General features: G+C 69.9%; 17 protein-coding genes. 3 read left to right on the top strand and 14 right to left on the bottom strand.

Annotated features, from left to right (window positions below; translation table 11 throughout):
• Nucleotides 1-10: 10 nt before the first annotated feature.
• The 12 genes from nuoK to J3P44_RS23305 all read right to left on the bottom strand — a co-directional run bounded on the left by nuoK (nt 11) and on the right by J3P44_RS23305 (nt 11,507).
• A complete protein-coding gene (gene nuoK / locus J3P44_RS23360; protein ID WP_255892906.1) occupies nt 11-304 on the bottom strand; it encodes an NADH-quinone oxidoreductase subunit NuoK in 294 nt (97 codons plus the stop codon).
• Nucleotides 301-1,113 carry an NADH-quinone oxidoreductase subunit J gene (locus tag J3P44_RS23355; RefSeq protein WP_255892905.1) on the bottom strand — a complete coding sequence of 271 codons (813 nt, stop codon included), beginning with the start codon at nt 1,111-1,113 and terminating at the stop codon, nt 301-303. Before J3P44_RS23355 ends, nuoK begins: the two co-directional genes overlap by 4 nt.
• A gap of 67 nt (nt 1,114-1,180) precedes the next feature.
• A complete protein-coding gene (nuoI, locus tag J3P44_RS23350; protein ID WP_255892904.1) occupies nt 1,181-1,714 on the bottom strand; it encodes an NADH-quinone oxidoreductase subunit NuoI in 534 nt (177 codons plus the stop codon).
• A complete protein-coding gene (nuoH, locus tag J3P44_RS23345) occupies nt 1,707-3,044 on the bottom strand; it encodes an NADH-quinone oxidoreductase subunit NuoH (protein ID WP_255892903.1) in 1,338 nt (445 codons plus the stop codon). Before nuoH ends, nuoI begins: the two co-directional genes overlap by 8 nt.
• The gene (locus J3P44_RS23340; protein ID WP_255892902.1) at nt 3,044-5,476 is read right to left on the bottom strand and encodes an NADH-quinone oxidoreductase subunit G; all 2,433 of its coding nucleotides are present in this window, start codon (nt 5,474-5,476) and stop codon (nt 3,044-3,046) included. Before J3P44_RS23340 ends, nuoH begins: the two co-directional genes overlap by 1 nt.
• Nucleotides 5,473-6,783, bottom strand: coding sequence for an NADH-quinone oxidoreductase subunit NuoF (nuoF, locus tag J3P44_RS23335; protein WP_255892901.1), 1,311 nt, complete (start codon nt 6,781-6,783; stop codon nt 5,473-5,475). Before nuoF ends, J3P44_RS23340 begins: the two co-directional genes overlap by 4 nt.
• Nucleotides 6,780-7,481 (bottom strand): NADH-quinone oxidoreductase subunit NuoE, encoded by a 702-nt coding sequence (gene nuoE, locus J3P44_RS23330; protein WP_372496695.1) that lies wholly within the window; start codon nt 7,479-7,481, stop codon nt 6,780-6,782. Before nuoE ends, nuoF begins: the two co-directional genes overlap by 4 nt.
• Nucleotides 7,478-8,824 carry an NADH-quinone oxidoreductase subunit D gene (locus J3P44_RS23325; protein WP_255892900.1) on the bottom strand — a complete coding sequence of 449 codons (1,347 nt, stop codon included), beginning with the start codon at nt 8,822-8,824 and terminating at the stop codon, nt 7,478-7,480. The genes nuoE and J3P44_RS23325 overlap by 4 nt, the downstream gene beginning before the upstream one ends.
• The gene (locus J3P44_RS23320; protein ID WP_255892899.1) at nt 8,824-9,630 is read right to left on the bottom strand and encodes an NADH-quinone oxidoreductase subunit C; all 807 of its coding nucleotides are present in this window, start codon (nt 9,628-9,630) and stop codon (nt 8,824-8,826) included. Before J3P44_RS23320 ends, J3P44_RS23325 begins: the two co-directional genes overlap by 1 nt.
• 67 nt (nt 9,631-9,697) lie before the next feature.
• Nucleotides 9,698-10,252: a NuoB/complex I 20 kDa subunit family protein gene (locus tag J3P44_RS23315; protein ID WP_255892898.1), complete on the bottom strand. Its 555-nt coding sequence runs from the start codon at nt 10,250-10,252 to the stop codon at nt 9,698-9,700.
• 12 nt (nt 10,253-10,264) lie between these two features.
• Nucleotides 10,265-10,624: an NADH-quinone oxidoreductase subunit A gene (locus tag J3P44_RS23310; protein WP_211733613.1), complete on the bottom strand. Its 360-nt coding sequence runs from the start codon at nt 10,622-10,624 to the stop codon at nt 10,265-10,267.
• A gap of 193 nt (nt 10,625-10,817) precedes the next feature.
• Nucleotides 10,818-11,507, bottom strand: a complete 690-nt coding sequence (locus J3P44_RS23305; RefSeq protein ID WP_255892897.1) for a demethylmenaquinone methyltransferase — start codon at nt 11,505-11,507, stop codon at nt 10,818-10,820.
• 211 nt (nt 11,508-11,718) lie between these two features.
• Between J3P44_RS23305 and J3P44_RS23300 the strand changes: the two genes are divergently transcribed.
• Nucleotides 11,719-12,657 carry a L,D-transpeptidase family protein gene (locus tag J3P44_RS23300; protein ID WP_255892896.1) on the top strand — a complete coding sequence of 313 codons (939 nt, stop codon included), beginning with the start codon at nt 11,719-11,721 and terminating at the stop codon, nt 12,655-12,657.
• Between the two features lie 18 nt (nt 12,658-12,675).
• Here the strand turns inward: J3P44_RS23300 and J3P44_RS23295 are convergent, their stop codons facing one another.
• Nucleotides 12,676-13,854 (bottom strand): AMP-binding protein, encoded by a 1,179-nt coding sequence (locus J3P44_RS23295; RefSeq protein WP_255892895.1) that lies wholly within the window; start codon nt 13,852-13,854, stop codon nt 12,676-12,678.
• A 119-nt stretch (nt 13,855-13,973) separates the two neighbouring features.
• Here J3P44_RS23295 and J3P44_RS23290 point away from each other — a divergent pair, with 119 nt between their 5' ends.
• Nucleotides 13,974-15,215 (top strand): isochorismate synthase, encoded by a 1,242-nt coding sequence (locus J3P44_RS23290; protein ID WP_255892894.1) that lies wholly within the window; start codon nt 13,974-13,976, stop codon nt 15,213-15,215.
• A gap of 7 nt (nt 15,216-15,222) precedes the next feature.
• Here the strand turns inward: J3P44_RS23290 and J3P44_RS23285 are convergent, their stop codons facing one another.
• Complete coding sequence (locus J3P44_RS23285) at nt 15,223-15,858, bottom strand: MBL fold metallo-hydrolase (RefSeq protein WP_255892893.1); 636 nt, start codon at nt 15,856-15,858, stop codon at nt 15,223-15,225.
• 122 nt (nt 15,859-15,980) lie between these two features.
• On the opposite strand from J3P44_RS23285, the gene J3P44_RS23280 reads away from it, so the two are divergent.
• A complete protein-coding gene (locus J3P44_RS23280) occupies nt 15,981-17,180 on the top strand; it encodes a glycoside hydrolase family 16 protein (protein ID WP_255892891.1) in 1,200 nt (399 codons plus the stop codon).
• Nucleotides 17,181-17,192 lie beyond the last annotated feature (12 nt).

The raw sequence follows: 17,192 nt of genomic DNA, 5'->3' as shown, positions 1-17,192 counted from the left end.
GAGCGCTCCCTCAGTACTTCAGCAAGCTGGCGTCGTCGACCGAGGCCGAGCGTCGGGTGCGGAAGATGGTCATGATGATCGCGAGCCCGATCACGACCTCGGCAGCAGCCACCACCATCACGAAGAAGGCGGCGATCTGGCCGTCGAGGTTGCCGTGCTGGCGCGCGAATGCCACGAACGCCAGGTTGCAGGCGTTGAGCATCAGCTCGACGCACATGAACACGACGAGGGCGTTGCGACGGGTGAGCACACCCACGCAGCCGATCGTGAAGAGGATCGCGGACAGGACCACGTACTCAGTCACTTCTCGTCCTCCTCGGTGTTGGCAGGGGCACCGGACTTGCCGGAGGTCTCCGGCATGGTCGACGGGTCACCGATCTGGCGACGTACGTCGACGATGTCGTCGGCCAGCGCGGGCGCCGAGCGGACGGTGCCACGGGCGGCGAGCACGCGGGAGACCGACGACTCGGCGGCGGTGCCGTCGGGGAGCAGGGCGGGAGTGTCGACGGCGTTGTGGCGGGCGTAGACGCCGGGCGAGGGCAGCGGGCCGGGGTGCTTGCCGTGCTCGGCGTAGTCGCGGAGACGCTGCGCGGCCAGGCTGGCCTGCGTTGCCTTCGGCGTCAGGCGCTCACGGTGCGCGAGCACCATGGCACCGAGCACTGCCGTGATCAGCAGGGCGCTCGTGGCCTCGAACGCGAAGACGTACTTGGAGAACAGGATGTTGGCGATGGCCGGGACGTTGCCCCCGGTGTTGGCCTCGTCGAGGCCCACCACGGTGCCGAACGTGACCTGGCTGATGCCCAGCACGAGCACGAGGCCGAAGACCAGCCCGACCACGGTCGCCATCACCCGCTGTCCACGGATGGTCTCGACCTTCGAGTCGGACGCGTCGACGCCGATCAGCATCATCACGAACAGGAAGAGCATGAGGATGGCGCCGGTGTAGACGATGATCTGGACCGCGAAGAGGAACGGCGCGTCCATCACCGCGTAGAGGAACGCGATGCTGATCATCACCACGGCCAGCAGCAGCGCGGCGTGCACGGCCTTGCGGACGAACAGGATGCCGAGCGCCGCGGCCACCATGATCGGGGCGAGGATCCAGAAGGTCATCGGGGTCCCCTCGAAGTTGTCGGGCGGAGGAGTGCAGCGAGGGAGAACGAGAACTTCGTGGGGTGGTTCATCGAGTCGTCCCCCTGTAGTAGTCGCCCTCGTCCTCACCCAGGCGCATCGGGTGCGGCGGCTGCTCCATGCCGGGCAGGAGCGGGGCGAGCAGGTCGGACTTCTCGTAGATCAGGTCGGCGCGGTTGTTGTCGGCCAGCTCGTACTCGTTGGTCATCGTGAGAGCCCGCGTCGGGCACGCCTCGATGCACAGGCCGCAGAGGATGCAGCGCAGGTAGTTGATCTGGTAGACGCGGCCGTAGCGCTCGCCGGGGCTGAAGCGCTCGTCCTCGGTGTTGGAGGCACCCTCGACGTAGATCGCGTCCGCCGGGCACGCCCAGGCGCACAGCTCACAGCCGATGCACTTCTCCAGGCCGTCGGGCCAGCGGTTGAGCTGGTGCCGGCCGTGGAAGCGGGGCGCCGTCGGGAGCTTCTCGAACGGGTACTGCTCGGTGACGACCTTCTTGAACATCGTCCGGAAGGTGACGCCGAACCCCGCGATCGGGTCCCAGAGGCTCTCCTTGATGCCCTTGGACTGAGAGGACTCACTCATGGTTCTCCTCCGCTGAAGCGGTGACGGTGGTGCGGCCGGTGGCGAACGACAGCGGCGCGGCAGCACCGCGTACGGCGCCTCCCGCCGGCATGGGCGGGACGGGGAACCCGCCGGCGAACGCGTCGTGCGGCTCCTCGCGCTCCTCGACCTCTGCCTCCGCTTCCTCGCCCTTGCCCTCGCCGACGAACATCAGCGCGACGGTCACCACGAGCAGGACGGCGATCGCGGCCACGAGGTAGGTGCGGTTGATGTTGCCCTCGAGGGAGATGACGCGGATCGTGGCGACGGCCACGGTCCAGGCCAGCGAGACCGGGATGAGGACCTTCCACCCGAGCGCCATGAACTGGTCGTAGCGCATGCGGGGCAGCGAGCCGCGCAGCCAGACGAACATGAAGATGAAGATGAAGACCTTGCCGAAGAACCACAGGAGCGGCCAGTAGCCGCTGTTGGCGCCGTCCCACACGTTCTCGACACCCCACGGCGCGGCCCAGCCGCCGAGGAACAGCGTGGTCGCGATCGCGGACACGGTGGCGAGGTTGATGTACTCGGCGAGGAAGAACAGTGCGAACTTCAGGCTGGAGTATTCAGTGTGGAAGCCGCCGACCAGCTCGCCCTCGGCCTCGGGGAGGTCGAACGGCGCGCGGTTGGTCTCGCCGACCATCGAGATCATGTAGATGACGAAGGACGGCATCAGGATCAGCCCGAACCACAGGCGGTCCTGGGCAAAGACGATCTCGGAGGTCGACATCGAGCCGGCGTAGAGGAACACCGCCACCAGCGCCAGACCCATCGCGACCTCGTAGGAGATCATCTGGGCGCTCGAGCGCAGGCCGCCGAGCAGGGAGTAGGTCGAGCCGGAGGACCAGCCGCCGAGCACGATGCCGTAGATGCCGATCGAGGCGATCGCGAGCATGAACAGCACCGCGACAGGCATGTCCGTCAGCTGGAGCGGGGTCCGGTGGCCGAAGAAGTTGACCTCGGGGCCAAGCGGGATGACGGCCCACGTGATGAAGGCGGGCACGGTCGCGATCACCGGAGCCAGCAGGAAGACGACCTTGTCAGCCGCCTTGGGGATGATGTCCTCCTTCAGCGCGAGCTTCACGCCGTCGGCCAGCGACTGCAGCAGCCCGAAGGGACCGTGCACGTTGGGGCCGACGCGGTGCTGCATCCGGGCCACGACGCGACGCTCGAACCAGATGTTGAACAGCGTGAGCAGCACCAGGATCAGGAAGATGAAGAACGCCTTGAGGGCGATCACCCACCACGGGTCCTGGCCGAACTGGTCCAGGGGCGTCTTGGTCAGCTCTGAGGCGAGCGGCAGGATGCTCATCACTTGGAGGCTCCCTTCACGGTGACCGAGCTCCCGGGTGAGGCGAGCTCGGCGAGGACGCCGCGACCGACGGACCGGGCCGGGACCCAGACCACGCCGTCGGGCAGGTCGGCGACCACCACGGGCAGCGTCACGCTGCCCCGGTCACCGGTGATCGTCACGAGCTGGTCGCGACCGGCCTCGCCCTCGAGCATGCCGAAGACGGCTTCGTACGCGGCGCGGCCGAGACGGGCCACCGGCCGACGGGCCGTGGCGCGCAGGTGCTCCTCGCCGTCCTGCATCGAGCCGAGGTCGATGAGCTGCTTCCAGGAGGCCAGGGCCAGCGAGCTGGCCCCCTTCTTGGCGGCCTTGGGCGCACGGGGCGCCTTGCCCGCGTCGAGCGCCGGTCGGGCGCCGTCCCACGGACCGAGGGCCAGCATCTCGGCCCGCACCTCGGCGACCGTGCGGAAGCCCAGGGGGGCCCCGTGGCCCAGCGCTGCCAGCTCGTCGGCGATGCCGGACAGGATGCGCAGGTCGGGCAGGGAGGCTGGGTTGGCGAAGACCTGCTCGAAGTCGCGGGCGCGTCCGTCCCACGTCACGAACGTGCCGGCCTTGTCAGTCACCGGAGCGACCGGCAGGACGACGTCGGCCACCCGGGTGACGTCGGTCTCGCGCAGCTCGAGGCTGACGACGAACCGAGCGGCATCCAGGGCGGCGCGGAACGCCGCGGGGTCGCCGGTGTCGTCGGGATCGACGCCACCGACCACGAGCCCGCCGAGGTCGCCCTTGGCCAGCGCGGCGACGATCGCGTTGCCGTCGCGGCCGGCACCGCCGGGCAGGGACTCCACGCCCCAGGCCGCGGCGACATCGACACGCGCCGAGGCCTCGGCGACGGGACGGCCACCGGGCAGCAGGTTGGGCAGCGCTCCAGCCTCGACCGCACCGCGGTCACCGGCGCGACGCGGCACCCACGCGAGGCGGGCCCCGGTCCGCGCGGCCAGGTCGGCGACGGCGGACAGGCCACCGTGCGTGCCGGCAAGGCGCTCTCCGACGAGGATGACGGCGCCACCGTCGAGGTCGATGTCCGCCAGGGCGTCCACCTCGCCGCCGGGGACGGTCGCGATGAGCTCGCCGCCCATCTTGGCCAACCCGCGGGACGTGTAGGGCGCGATGGAGCGGACCCTCAGTCCCTTCTTCGACGCCTTGCGCAGCCGCAGGAAGATCGTCGCGGCCTCGTCCTCGGGCTCGAGGGCCACCAGCAGCACGCTCGAAGCGGCCTCGAGGTCGGCGTACGTCACACCTGAGGACAGCGCGACGTGCGAGGCGAGGAAGCTCGCCTCCTCCGCGGTGTGCGGGCGGGCCCGGAAGTCGATGTCGTTGGTCGCGAGCGCCACCCGGGCGAACTTGGCGTAGGCGTAGGCGTCCTCGGCGGTCAGGCGACCGCCCGTCAGGACGGCGCCGGCACCCGCGTCACGGAGTCCGCGCGCGGCCACGGCGAAGGCCTCGGTCCACGACGCCGGACGGAGCTCACCGTCCTCGCGGATCCGGGGGTAGGTGATCCGGTCCTCGAGCTGGGAGTAGCGGAACGCGAAGCGGTCCTTGTCGCTGATCCACTCCTCGTTGACCTCGGGCTCGTTGCCGGCCAGGCGGCGCATCACCTTGCCCCGGCGGTGGTCGATGCGGATCGCCGCGCCGCAGGCGTCGTGCTCGGCCACACCCGGGTTCGAGACCAGGTCGAAGGGGCGCGAGCGGAAGCGGTAGTCGGCCGAGGTCAGCGCACCGACCGGGCAGATCTGGATGGCGTTGCCCGAGAAATAGCTCTCGTAGGGCTCGCGCTCGTAGATCGCGACCTGCTGCAGCGCCCCGCGCTCGGCGAGCGCGATGAACGGGTCGCCGGCGATCTGGTCGGAGAAGCGGGTGCAGCGAGCACACAGCACGCACCGCTCGCGGTCGAGCAGCACCTGGGCCGAGATGGCGATGGGCTTGGGGAAAGTGCGCTTGATGCCACCGGACTCGGCGAACCGGCTGTCACCGCGGCCGTTGCTCATCGCCTGGTTCTGGAGGGGGCACTCGCCACCCTTGTCGCAGACGGGGCAGTCGAGCGGGTGGTTGATGAGCAGGAACTCCATGACGCCCTGCTGGGCCTTGTCGGCCACCTCGCTCGTCGCCTGGGTGTTGACGACCATGCCCTCGGCGACCGGGAGGGTGCACGAGGCCTGCGGCTTCGGGAAGCCGCGGCCGTTGCCGGCGTCCGGGATGTCGACCAGGCACTGCCGGCAGGCGCCCACCGGCTCGAGCAGCGGGTGGTCGCAGAAGCGCGGGATCTGTACGCCGACCTGCTCGGCGGCGCGGATCACCAGGGTGTCCTTGGGGACGCTCACCTGCACACCGTCGATGGTGAGCGTGACGAGGTCGGCGTCGACCTTCTCCGGCGCCTTGTCGGTGGTCGTCATGCGGGTGCTCCCACGGGTGCGAAGGCGGTCGAGGCGGCCGGGTCGAACGGGCAGCCGCCGTGGGTCAGGTGCGCGAGGTACTCGTCACGGAAGTGCTGGATCGAGCTCGAGATCGGGCTGGTCGCACCGTCACCGAGCGCGCAGAACGAGCGGCCGAGGATGTTGTCGCACTGGTCGAGCAGCAGGTCGAGGTCGGCCTCGCTGCCCTGTCCGTTCTCCAGGCGCGCCATCGTCTGGGTGAGCCACCACGTGCCCTCCCGGCACGGGGTGCACTTGCCGCAGGACTCGTGCTTGTAGAACTCCGTCCACCGCAGCACGGCACGGACCACGCAGGTGGTCTCGTCGAAGAGCTGCAGCGCCCGGGTGCCGAGCATCGAGCCCGCCGCTCCGACCGACTCGAAGTCGAGGGGTACGTCGAGGTGCTCGGGCGTCAGGAGCGGGGTGCTCGATCCGCCGGGCGTCCAGAACTTGAGCTCGTGGCCCTCCCGCATGCCGCCGGCCAGGTCGATCAGCTCGCGCAGCGTGATGCCGAGCGGGGCTTCGTACTGGCCCGGGTTGATGACGTGGCCCGAGAGGCTGAAGATGCCGTAGCCCTGGGACTTCTCAGTGCCCATCGAGGCGAACCAGGCAGGTCCGTTGGTGATGATGCTGGGGACCGAGGCGATCGACTCGACGTTGTTGATGACCGTCGGGCTGGCATAGAGACCGGCGACAGCGGGGAACGGCGGGCGCAGGCGCGGTTGGCCGCGGCGGCCCTCGAGGCCCTCCAGCAGCGCCGTCTCCTCGCCGCAGATGTACGCACCGGCACCGGCGTGGACGATCAGGTCGAGGTCGTAGCCCGAGCCGTGGATGTTCTTGCCGAGGTGGCCGGCGAGGTAGGCCTCCTGCACCGCGCGCTGCAGGCGGCGGATGACGTGGAGGACCTCGCCACGGACGTAGATGAACGCCGTGTTGGCGCGGATGGCGTAGGAGCTGACGATGACGCCCTCGACCAGCGTGTGCGGGCTGGCCATCATCAGCGGGATGTCCTTGCAGGTGCCCGGCTCCGACTCGTCGGCGTTGACGACGAGGTACTTCGGCTTCGGGTTGTCCTGCGGGATGAAGCCCCACTTCATGCCGGTGGGGAACCCGGCACCACCGCGGCCGCGCAGGCCGGACTCCTTGACGGCGGCGATCACGTCGTCGGGCGCCATCGCGAAGGCCTTGTCGAGCGCGGCGTAGCCCCCGCGCTCCTCGTAGGCAGCCAGGGTCCAGGCGCGCTCGGCGTCCCAGTTGTCGGTGAGGACCGGGGTCAGCGTGTCAGTCACTTGCTCTCCCCCTGGCCGGCGCCGGCTGGGGCCGTCCAGCCCTTCTCGCGGGCGATCTTGAGGCCGGCCAGCGAGGCGGGACCGGCGGTCGGGCCCTCGTCCGCGCGGTCGTCGGGGAAGCCGGCGAGCACGCGCTCCGCCTCGCGCCAGGTGCACAGGCGGGGGCCACGCGTCGAGTGGACCTCCTTGCCCGCACGCAGGTCGTCGACGGCCTGGACGGCGGACTCAGGGGTCTGGTTGTCCATGAACTCCCAGTTGACCATCATCACCGGGGCGTAGTCGCACGCCGCGTTGCACTCGATGTGCTCGAGGGTGACCTTCCCGTCCGCGGTGGTCTCGTCGTTGCCGACGTCGAGGTGCTCCTTGAGCCGCTCGAAGATCAGGTCGCCGCCCATCACCGCGCAGAGCGTGTTGGTGCAGACGCCGACGTGGTAGTCGCCGACCGGCTTGCGCTTGTACATCGTGTAGAAGGTCGCGACCCCGTTGACCTCGGCGGCGCTGAGGCCGAGGACCTCGGCGCACGCCTCGATGCCCTCAGGGGTTATCCGGCCCTCCACCGACTGCACGAGGTGCAGCATCGGGAGCAGGCCGGAGCGCGCCTCGGGGTAGCGGCCCGCGATCTCGCGCAGCTCGTCCCAGGTCTTCTGGTCCAGGCCCGCGCGCTCGAGGCTGTTGTCGGCGCTCATCGGGGTGCTCATCTGTCGACTCCTCCCATGACGGGGTCGATGGAGGCGATGGCGACGATGACGTCGGCGACCATGCCGCCCTCGCTCATCACGCTCGTCGCCTGGAGGTTGGTGAAGGAGGGGTCCCGGAAGTGCACGCGGAAGGGACGCGTACCGCCGTCGGAGACGACATGCGCGCCCAGCTCGCCGCGCGGCGACTCGACCGGCACGTAGGCCTGGCCGGCCGGGACACGGAAGCCCTCGGTGACGAGCTTGAAGTGGTGGATCAGGGCCTCCATCGACTCCCCCATGATGCGGCGGATGTGGTCGAGGCTGTTGCCCATGCCGTCGCTGCCGATGGCGAGCTGGCTGGGCCACGCGATCTTCTTGTCGCCGACCATCACCGGCGCACCTTCGAGACCAGCGAGGCGGTCGGCGCACTGCTCCACGATCTTGAGGGACTCGGACATCTCGTTGAGCCGGATGCGGAAGCGGCCGTAGGAGTCGCAAGTGTCCCAGGTCTGGACCTCGAAGTCGTAGTCCTCGTAGCCGCTGTAGGGCTGGGTCTTGCGCAGGTCCCAGGCATAGCCGGTCGAGCGGAGCACCGGCCCGGTGAGGCCCAGGGCCAGGCATCCGGCGAGGTCGAGGTGGCCGACGTCGACCAGGCGACCCTTGAAGATCGGGTTGGCGTTGCAGAGCGCGGCGTACTCGGGCAGGCGCTTCTTCATCAGTGCGATGAAGTCGCGGATCTCGTCGAGCGCGCCGGGCGGGAGGTCCTGGGCGACGCCGCCGGGACGGATGAACCCGTGGTTCATCCGCAGGCCCGTGATCAGCTCGAAGAGGTCGAGCACGAGCTCGCGCTCGCGGAAACCGATCGTCATCACGGTCAGGGCGCCGATCTCCATGCCACCGGTCGCGATCGCGACGAGGTGGGAGGAGATGCGGTTGAGCTCCATCAGGAGCACGCGCATGACCTGCGCCTTCTCCGGGATGTCGTCCTCGATGTCGAGCAGGCGCTCGACGCCGAGGACGTAGGTCGCCTCGTTGTAGAACGGGGAGAGGTAGTCCATGCGGGTGCAGAAGGTCACGCCCTGCACCCAGGAGCGGTACTCCATGTTCTTCTCGATGCCGGTGTGCAGGTAGCCGATGCCGCAGCGCGCCTCGGTGACCGTCTCGCCCTCGAGCTCGAGGATCAGCCGGAGCACGCCATGGGTGGACGGGTGCTGCGGGCCCATGTTGACCACGACCCGCTCCTCGGCGGACTCGCCGATGCTCTGGGTGACCGAGTCCCAGTCCTGGCCGGTGACGGTGAAGACGCGGCCCTGGCTGGTCTCGCCAGGTGCGGCGTAGAAGTCCTGCTGGTCTGCAGTGCTCATCAGTTGTAGCTCCTGCGCTGGTCGGGCGGAGGGATGCTGGCGCCCTTGTACTCGACGGGGATGCCGCCCAAGGGGTAGTCCTTGCGCTGCGGGTGGCCCGGCCAGTCGTCGGGCATGAGGACTCGGGTGAGGGCGGGGTGGCCGTCGAAGATCAGCCCGAACATGTCGTAGGTCTCGCGCTCGTGCCAGTCGAGGGTGGGGTAGATGCTCACCAGGCTGGGGATGTGCGGGTCGCTGTCCGGGGCGGTGACCTCGACCCGGATGCGCCGGTTGTGGGTCATCGACGTGAAGTGGTAGACGGCGTGCAGCTCGCGGCCGGCGTCGTCGGGGTAGTGCACCCCGCTCACGCCCGAGCAGAGCTCGAAGCGCAGGGCCTCGTCGTCACGCAGCATCTGTGCCACGAAGGGCAGGTCCTCGCGGCGGACGTGGAAGGTGATCTCGCCGCGGTGGACCACCACGCTCTCGATGGCCGTGGTGAGCTCGGTGGCCTCCAGCCGCGCCTCGAGGGCGCCGGAGACCTCGTCGAACCAGCCGCCGTAGGGCTTCTGCGACGGGGCGGGGAACACCTTGGCCGCGACGAGACCGCCGTAGCCGGAGGTGTCGCCGGTGCCCGACGTGCCGAACATGCCGTGGCGCACCCCGACCGAGCGCACCTCGCCCGTGGGGGCCGGGACGTTCTCCGGGGACTGCTCGGGGGCGGGCTGCTCGACGCCGCTGGGGGTGCCGGTCTTGTCCTTCGCCGCCTCGAGGTTGCGCTCCTCGGCGGGACGCGCCGCCTTGTTGGCATCGGTCTTGTCGTCGCTCATACGGGGTCCCTGCGGAAGCGTGTGGCGGAGGAGCGCAGCGGGGGAGCCATTTGGTTTCGTGGGGTGTTCATCGCAGCAGGCCCTTCATCTCCGAGGTGGGCAGGGCGCGCAGCGCGTTGGTCTCGAGCTCGGCGATCTCGTTGCGGCGGTTGACGCCCAGCTTGGTGTGCTGGACCTGGTCGTGCAGCTTGAGGATCGCGTCGATGAGCATCTCCGGGCGTGGCGGGCAGCCGGGGAGGTACATGTCGACTGGCACGACGTGGTCCACGCCCTGCACGATGGCGTAGTTGTTGAACATGCCGCCCGACGAGGCGCACACGCCCATCGCGAGGACCCACTTGGGCTCGGGCATCTGGTCGTAGATCTGGCGCAGGACGGGGGCCATCTTCTGGCTGACCCGGCCGGCGACGATCATCAGGTCGGCCTGGCGCGGGCTGGCGCGGAAGACCTCCATGCCGAAGCGGGCGAGGTCGTACTTCGGCGCACCCGTGGTCATCATCTCGATGGCGCAGCAGGCGAGGCCGAACGTCGCGGGCCAGAACGAGGCCTTGCGCATGTAGCCGGCGACGCCCTCGACCGTGGTCAGCAGGACGCCGCTGGGGAGCTTCTCTTCGAGACCCATTTCAGAACTCCCTCAGTCCCAGTCGAGTCCGCCGCGGCGCCATACGTAGGCGTACGCGACAAAGACAGTGGCGATGAACAGGACCATCTCCACGAGGCCGAATAGGCGCATCGCGTCGAAGTGGACGGCCCAGGGGTAGAGGAAGATGATCTCGATGTCGAAGACGATGAAGAGCATGGCGGTGATGAAGTACTTCACCGGGAACCGGCCGCCGCCGACCGGCTGCGGAGTGGGTTCGATGCCGCACTCGTAGGAGTCGAGCTTCGCCCGGTTGTAGCGCTTGGGACCCACGACGGCGCTCATGATCACGGAGAAGACCGCGAAGCCCGTCGCGATGAGTGCCAGCGCCAGGATCGGCGTGTAGAGCTCCATCGCTTCCCTTCCGTGGACCTGCGCCCCGATTGAGGGTGAAGGCATGTGACCTTGTGAATGGCTTCACGAGTGGCGCGGGCCACAGTCTAGGACTCCGGTGCGGCGTGCGTCACGTCGGGGTCTGGACCGCGTTCGCGCCCCTGACCTGCACATTTAGGCAATGTGGACGTGCCCTAATTCGGCGACGAATGCCTCAGGCAGTGGCGCGGTGCAGCGCGACGATCCCGCCGGTGAGGTTGCGCCACTCGGGCTGCTGCCACCCCGCGTCGGAGAGCATCCCAGCCAACCCGGGCTGGTCGGGCCAGGCGAGGATCGACTCGGCGAGGTAGACGTAGGCGTCGGCCGCGCTGGCGGTCAGGGAGGCGATCCGTGGCAGGGCGCGCATGAAGCCGTCGAGGTAGACGGTGCGCAGCGCGGCGTTGACCGGGCGGCTGAACTCGCAGACGACCAGCCGGCCCCCGGGGCGGGTGACCCGGTGCATCTCCTTGAGTCCGGCCACAGGGTCCACGAAGTTGCGCAGGCCGTAGGAGATCGTGACCGCATCGAAGGTGTCGTCGAGGAAGGGCAGGCGCGTGCCGTCGCCGGCGACGAACGGCAGGCCCGGGCGGTCCTTCTTCCCCTGGCGCAGCATCCCGACGGAGAAGTCGCACGGGACGGCGGTCGCGCCGCGGGCGGCGAAGGGCTCGCTGGAGCACCCGGTGCCGGCGGCCAGGTCCAGGACCAGGTCGCCCCGGCGCGGCGCGACGGCGTCGACCATCGACCGGCGCCAGCTGCGCTGGATCCCGGCCGTCATCAGGTCGTTGGTCAAGTCGTAGCGCTTGGCGACCGTGTCGAACATGCGACGGACGTCGGAGGGTTGCTTGTCCAGGTCAGCGCGGGCCACGCCGCGAGCGTAGGCGTCCGAACCCCGGTTGGTGCAACGCGGGGTGTCCGAGCACGTCCTTACAATCGAGGAGCCGACGGCTTCCCGGGGGAGGATCGACATGCCACGCCGCCACGCACCACGACACGCACCACGACACGCACCACGCACGTCACCTCGCGCGATCGCGCTGCTCCTGGCACTGCTGTGTGCGACGACCGGACTCGCAGCAGTGGCGAGCACGGCTTCGGCCGCAGCGCCCACCACCTCGTCCGCGGCCCGCGCCGAGTTCACGCCGATGCGCCCCGGCGACACCGGGTGGCGCGTACGCGTGCTCCAGAGCCGGCTCCACCAGCTCGAGCTGCACTCCGAGGTCGTGACCGGCCGCTTCGACGAGGAGACCCGGGCCGGGGTCGCCACCTTCCAGCGACGCCGCGGCTGGACCGCTGACGGCGTGGTCGACGAGCGCACGTGGTCCAGGATCGTGGCGCTCACCACCGAGCCCACGCCGGAGGCGCTCCACAACGTCTACACCCCCGGCCCCGCCCTCCTCGAGCGCGGCGACACCGGCATGTGGGTACGCCAGGTCCAGGCCCGCCTCAAGCAGGTGCGCTGGTTCGAGGGTTCGGTCACCGGGCGCTACGGCCGCTCCACGGTCAAGGCGGTGCAGGGCTTCCAGGCCAGGCGGAAGATCCCGGTGACCGGCGAGGTCGACCGCCGTACGCTCTCCCGGCTCAAGGAGATGACGCGCGAGCCCACGAGGGCCGAGCTCTTCAACATCGTCCCCGCCGGACCCGCCCTCGACCCGCGCTGCGTCACCGGCCGGGCGATGTGCGTGGACAAGACGTCGCGCTCGCTGCGCTGGGTGGTCGGCGGAGTCGTGCACCGGACCGTCGAGGTGCGCTTCGGCTCCGACGAGCTGCCGACGCGGGAGGGCGCCTTCACGGTCTTCCGCAAGTCGCGCGACCACGTCTCGAGCCTCTACGACACCCCGATGCCGTTCGCGATGTTCTTCTCCGGCGGGCAGGCGGTGCACTACTCCCCCGACTTCGCTGCCAACGGCTACAACGGGGCATCGCACGGGTGCGTCAACGTGCGCGACCGGGCAGCGGTCGCGTGGCTCTTCGACCAGGTGCGCCTCGGCGACAAGGTGATCGTCTACCGCTCCTGAGCACGGTGCGCGACCGGTCTAGCTCCCTGCCAGGGAGAAGGCGGCGTCCAGGTCAGCCCCGGCACGCCCGCGACGCGGCAGCAGCTCCGCGTCGACCTCGACGACCGGCGGGGAGGGGACGGGCACGACCGCGTGCTCCCGCGCGAGGTCGAGCTTGACGGCCGGGTGGTGCGCGATGCGGCCGAGCTTGAAGCCCAGCGTCGTGGCCAGGCCGCTGATGGTCCGGTTGACGCGCGTGTCCAGGACGAGCACCCGGAGGCGTCCACCCCACCAGGGCTCCAGCGCCGTCACGTCCGCGGCGAGCTTCTTGGTGCGCGAGCTGAGCCTCGCCTCGGCGACGCGCGCCGACGTGGCCTCGAGGACCTCCCGAGGAGAGTCGTGCCACGGGGCTCCGTCGACCGTGCCGGCCTCGAGCAGGTCCTCCAGCACCTTCGCGGTGGCGTGGTCGAGAAGGACGTGCGTGGGCGAGACGTGGGCGAGCGCGTCCTCCAGCAGGTCGGGCGTCTCCACCCAGGCCAGCGTGCAGCCCGCGGTCACGTGGGCGTCGCGGACGACGGTCGTGAACCGGTCGGTGGCCTCCCCCGTCAGCAGCACGACGTCGTCGGCCCGGAGGTCGGCCAGGGTGCCGGACGACTCGGGACGGACGAGCCACGCCATGCTCTTCTCGCGAGGCAGGCCCAGCACGGCGGCGGACGGCGCCCCGGCACGCGCGGAGGCCACCCAGTCGAGCACGTCGGGCTGCCGCTTGCGGCGCTCGAGACCCATGCCGCGCAACCGCTCCCACGACCTGTCGTCGCACTCGAACAGCTGGGACTCGGCGAGGCCGGCGCGACGCAACAGGGCCAGTCGGCTCTCGTGGTCGACGATCACGAGGCGCACCTGGACGCCGTCGAGGAGCTGGCCCACCTCACCGACGTCCATGTGCTCGGGCAGCAGGAGCGGCACGGCGCCGGCCACTCGCGTGGCGAGCTCGAGCTCGAGCTGGCGGATGCCGGTGGGGACCCGGATCACGACGACCTGACCGGGGTTGACGCCGGCCTCGATCATCCCGGCGGCGCCGTCGATGACGCGGCGATAGAGCTCGTTCCAGGTCAGCGAAGCCCACGACTGGCCACGCCGCTCCACCGCCGCCACCTCGAGGGCACGGTCGAGGGCGTGGCGCTGCAGCCGCACGAGCGGCGATTCCTGAACAGGCACTTGCGCCTCCCTACGTCCTTCGTGTACGGCCGCAACTTATGGGACCGACGCCGGTCCTGTTCGCCGTTTGCCCGATCTGTCGTCACCCGGCTGCGCCACCCCGCGTAGGCTCCCCCCTCGTGACGACCCCCGCGTCCGCCTCCACCGCACCCCTCGTCGTGCGCACCGTCCCCGTGGACCTGGCGGATCTCCCCCTCCTCGACCTGCTCCCCGACCAGGACCCGGTCAGCTGGCTGCGCCGGGGACAGGGACTGGTCGGGTGGGGCGTCGCCGCCCGCCTGGACACCGCCGGGCACACCCGCTTCAGCGACGCCGGGAAGTGGTGGTCGGAGACCGTGGCTCGCGCCGAGGTCGACGACCGGGTGGGCGAGCCCGGCACCGGTCTGGTCTGCTTCGGTGCGTTCGCGTTCGCCGACGAGCCGGGCGACTCGGTGCTCGTGATCCCCCAGGTCGTCGTGGGCCGCCGCGGCGACCGCACCTGGCTGACCACCGTCTCCGTCGATGCCCCGACCCTCGCGCCGGCTGCGCCGCCCTCCCCTCCCGCCGGACTGACCTTCTCCGACGGTGCCCGCAACGGCGAGGAGTGGATGTCGGTCGTCGCCGAGGCGGTCGGCCGGATCGCGGCCGGCGACCTGGAGAAGGTCGTGCTGGCACGCGACCTGATCGCCAGCACCGACGAGCCGCTGGACGTCCGGTGGCCGCTGCGCCGCCTGGCCGACCAGTACGAGATGTGCTGGACCTTCCACGTCGACGGCCTCTTCGGCGCCACCCCCGAGATGCTCGTGCGACGCGAGCGCGGCCTGGTGACCTCCCGCGTGCTCGCCGGCACCATCCGGCGTACGGGCGACGACGAGCGCGACCTGGCGCTCGCTGCGACCCTGGCCCGGTCGTCGAAGGACCTCGAGGAGCACGAGTACGCCGTGCGCTCGGTCGCCGACGCCCTCGAGCCGCACTGCTCCTCGATGAACGTCCCCGAGGCACCGTTCGTGCTCCACCTGCCCAACGTCATGCACCTCGCCACCGACGTGAACGGCGTGGTGCACGACATGGCGAGCTCGCTGCAGCTGGCCGAGTCGCTGCACCCCTCGGCAGCCGTCGGCGGCACCCCCACCCCTGCCGCGGTCGCGCTGATCGCGGAGATCGAGGGGATGACGCGGGACCGCTACGCCGGTCCGGTGGGCTGGATGGACGCCTCCGGCGACGGCGAGTGGGGGATAGCGCTGCGCTCGGCGATGGTCACCGCCGGCGGCGTACGCCTCTTCGCCGGCTGCGGCATCGTCGCGAGCTCGGACCCGGAGGCCGAGCTCGCCGAGTCGCAGGCGAAGTACGTGCCGGTGCGCGACGCCCTCGAGGCCGGCTGAGGACCTCCTACAGGTCCTGGCCGGGCTCGCGGCGTTCGAAGGCCTGGCCGTCCGGCAGCAGGTTGGCCATGTGGGCCTCGACCATCTTGAGGCCGATGTCGCTGTAGACACGGTCGTGGATGGCCAGCGACGTCGGCGCCGCCACCTCGCGCACGAAGTCGATGGCCTCGCCGACCTTGAGCCACGGGGCGCTCACCGGCGCCAGCAGGACGTCGACGGGGCGGCCTGGCGGGGTCAGCGCGTCGCCGGGGTGGTAGACGCTGGTGCCGTCGGCCTCCAGCACGTAGCCCGAGTTGTCGAACCGGTCGTAGTCGGGGTGGATGACCGCGTGCTTCTCCCCGACCACCTCGACCGAGGCACCGGCGATCTCGAGCCGGTCGCCGGGGCGGACGACGGTGACCCGCTCGGCGACGTCCGGGGCCTGGTCCCGCAGCAGCCGCTCGACCGCGGCGATGGTCCAGATCGGTGCATCGGTCCCGCGCAGGTGCTCGGGATGGACATGGTCGGGGTGCTCGTGCGTGATCAGTACGGCGTCCGCAGCGTCCAGCGCGCTCGCATCGGTGTACACGCCGGGGTCGAGGACCGTCACGCCTCCGTCGGTCTGGATCCGCACGCACGCATGGCCGAACTTCGTGATCCGCATGGGGTCCAGACTAGGCACGTCGAATCGGACACCGGTGGGATGCGTGGTTATGGTGGTGTTGCCTCCGACGGGTGGAGTGCCCTGGGGGAAAGCAAACCGAACCCGAGACGAAGAGAGTTCACATGTCTGCACGCCGCGTGCTTGCAGGGAGCGTCGCCACGCTGCTCCTGCCCGCGTCCCTGCTCTTCACGACCGAGACCGGCTCGGCCACTGATTCCGCGGCACGCGCCGCGTCGACGTCGGTGACCGAGAAGGCTGGCCAGAGGATCTCGCTGGAGGTGCTCCCCCAGATCGTCCAGCAGGGTCGGGGCACCGCCAGTGCCAACTCGGCGAAGGCCGCCGTGACCGCGACCATCAAGCCGGTCAAGGTCGGCAGGAAGGTCGTCCTCGAGCAGCTCAACGGCTCCTCGTGGAAGAAGGTGGGGACGGCCAAGCAGGAGAAGTCCGGCCGAGCCAACTTCTCGGCGCGGATCTCCAAGAACGGTCTCCCGCTCACCTACCGCGTCACCGCGATGAAGCAGCAGGGCCTCAAGGCGATCAAGAGCAAGACCGCGGACACCTCCCGCTGGCTGACCCCCACCTTCACCGACGAGTTCTCCGGCAGCACGCTCAGCCCCACCTGGAACATGCGCGGCCAGGACTACGAGCCCACCAGCAAGCGCTACTGCTCCAAGGGCAGCCCGAAGGCCGTCAAGGTCACCGGCGGTGCGCTCCGTCTCAGCGTGATCAAGGACCGCTCCCGCAAGGGCAAGTGCAAGGCGCGCTCCCGCACGGAGACCAGGAAGATCAGCTACCGCCTCAACGGCCACGTCGGCACCAATGGCGGCTTCAGCTTCAAGTACGGCGTTGCCGCGGCCCGCATCAAGATGCACAAGCTCCAGGGCCAGCACGCCAGCTTCTGGTCGCAGCCGACCAACGAGAACGGCCCGCACTCCGACGGCCACGAGATCGACGTCATCGAGTACTTCGGCGACAAGCACCCGCAGGGCGGCCTGACCAGCTTCATCCACTGGTACAAGGGCAAGCGCCTGATCAAGACCGGCTCCTGGATCAAGGACTCGACGTCGTTCCTCAAGAACAAGCGCGACGGCTGGTCGAAGAACTACCACGTGTTCTCGGTCCAGTGGACGCCCAACGTCATCATCTTCCGCATCGACGGCAAGGAGACCTGGCGCACGTCGGCCCGCGTCTCCAAGGAGCAGCAGTACCTCATCCTGAGCCTGCTCGCGTCGGACTACGAGGCGCTCGAGATGTCGGACAAGAAGCTCCCCCAGCACATGTACGTCGACTGGGTGCGCGTCTGGGAGACCCCCGTCTCCTGATCCACGCTCCAA

It is taken from the genome of Nocardioides astragali (genome assembly GCF_024436375.1).
In the GTDB taxonomy this organism is placed as follows: domain Bacteria; phylum Actinomycetota; class Actinomycetes; order Propionibacteriales; family Nocardioidaceae; genus Nocardioides; species Nocardioides astragali.
Note: the sequence above shows the minus strand (reverse complement) of the source record. Positions and strands in the feature narration are given on the sequence as shown.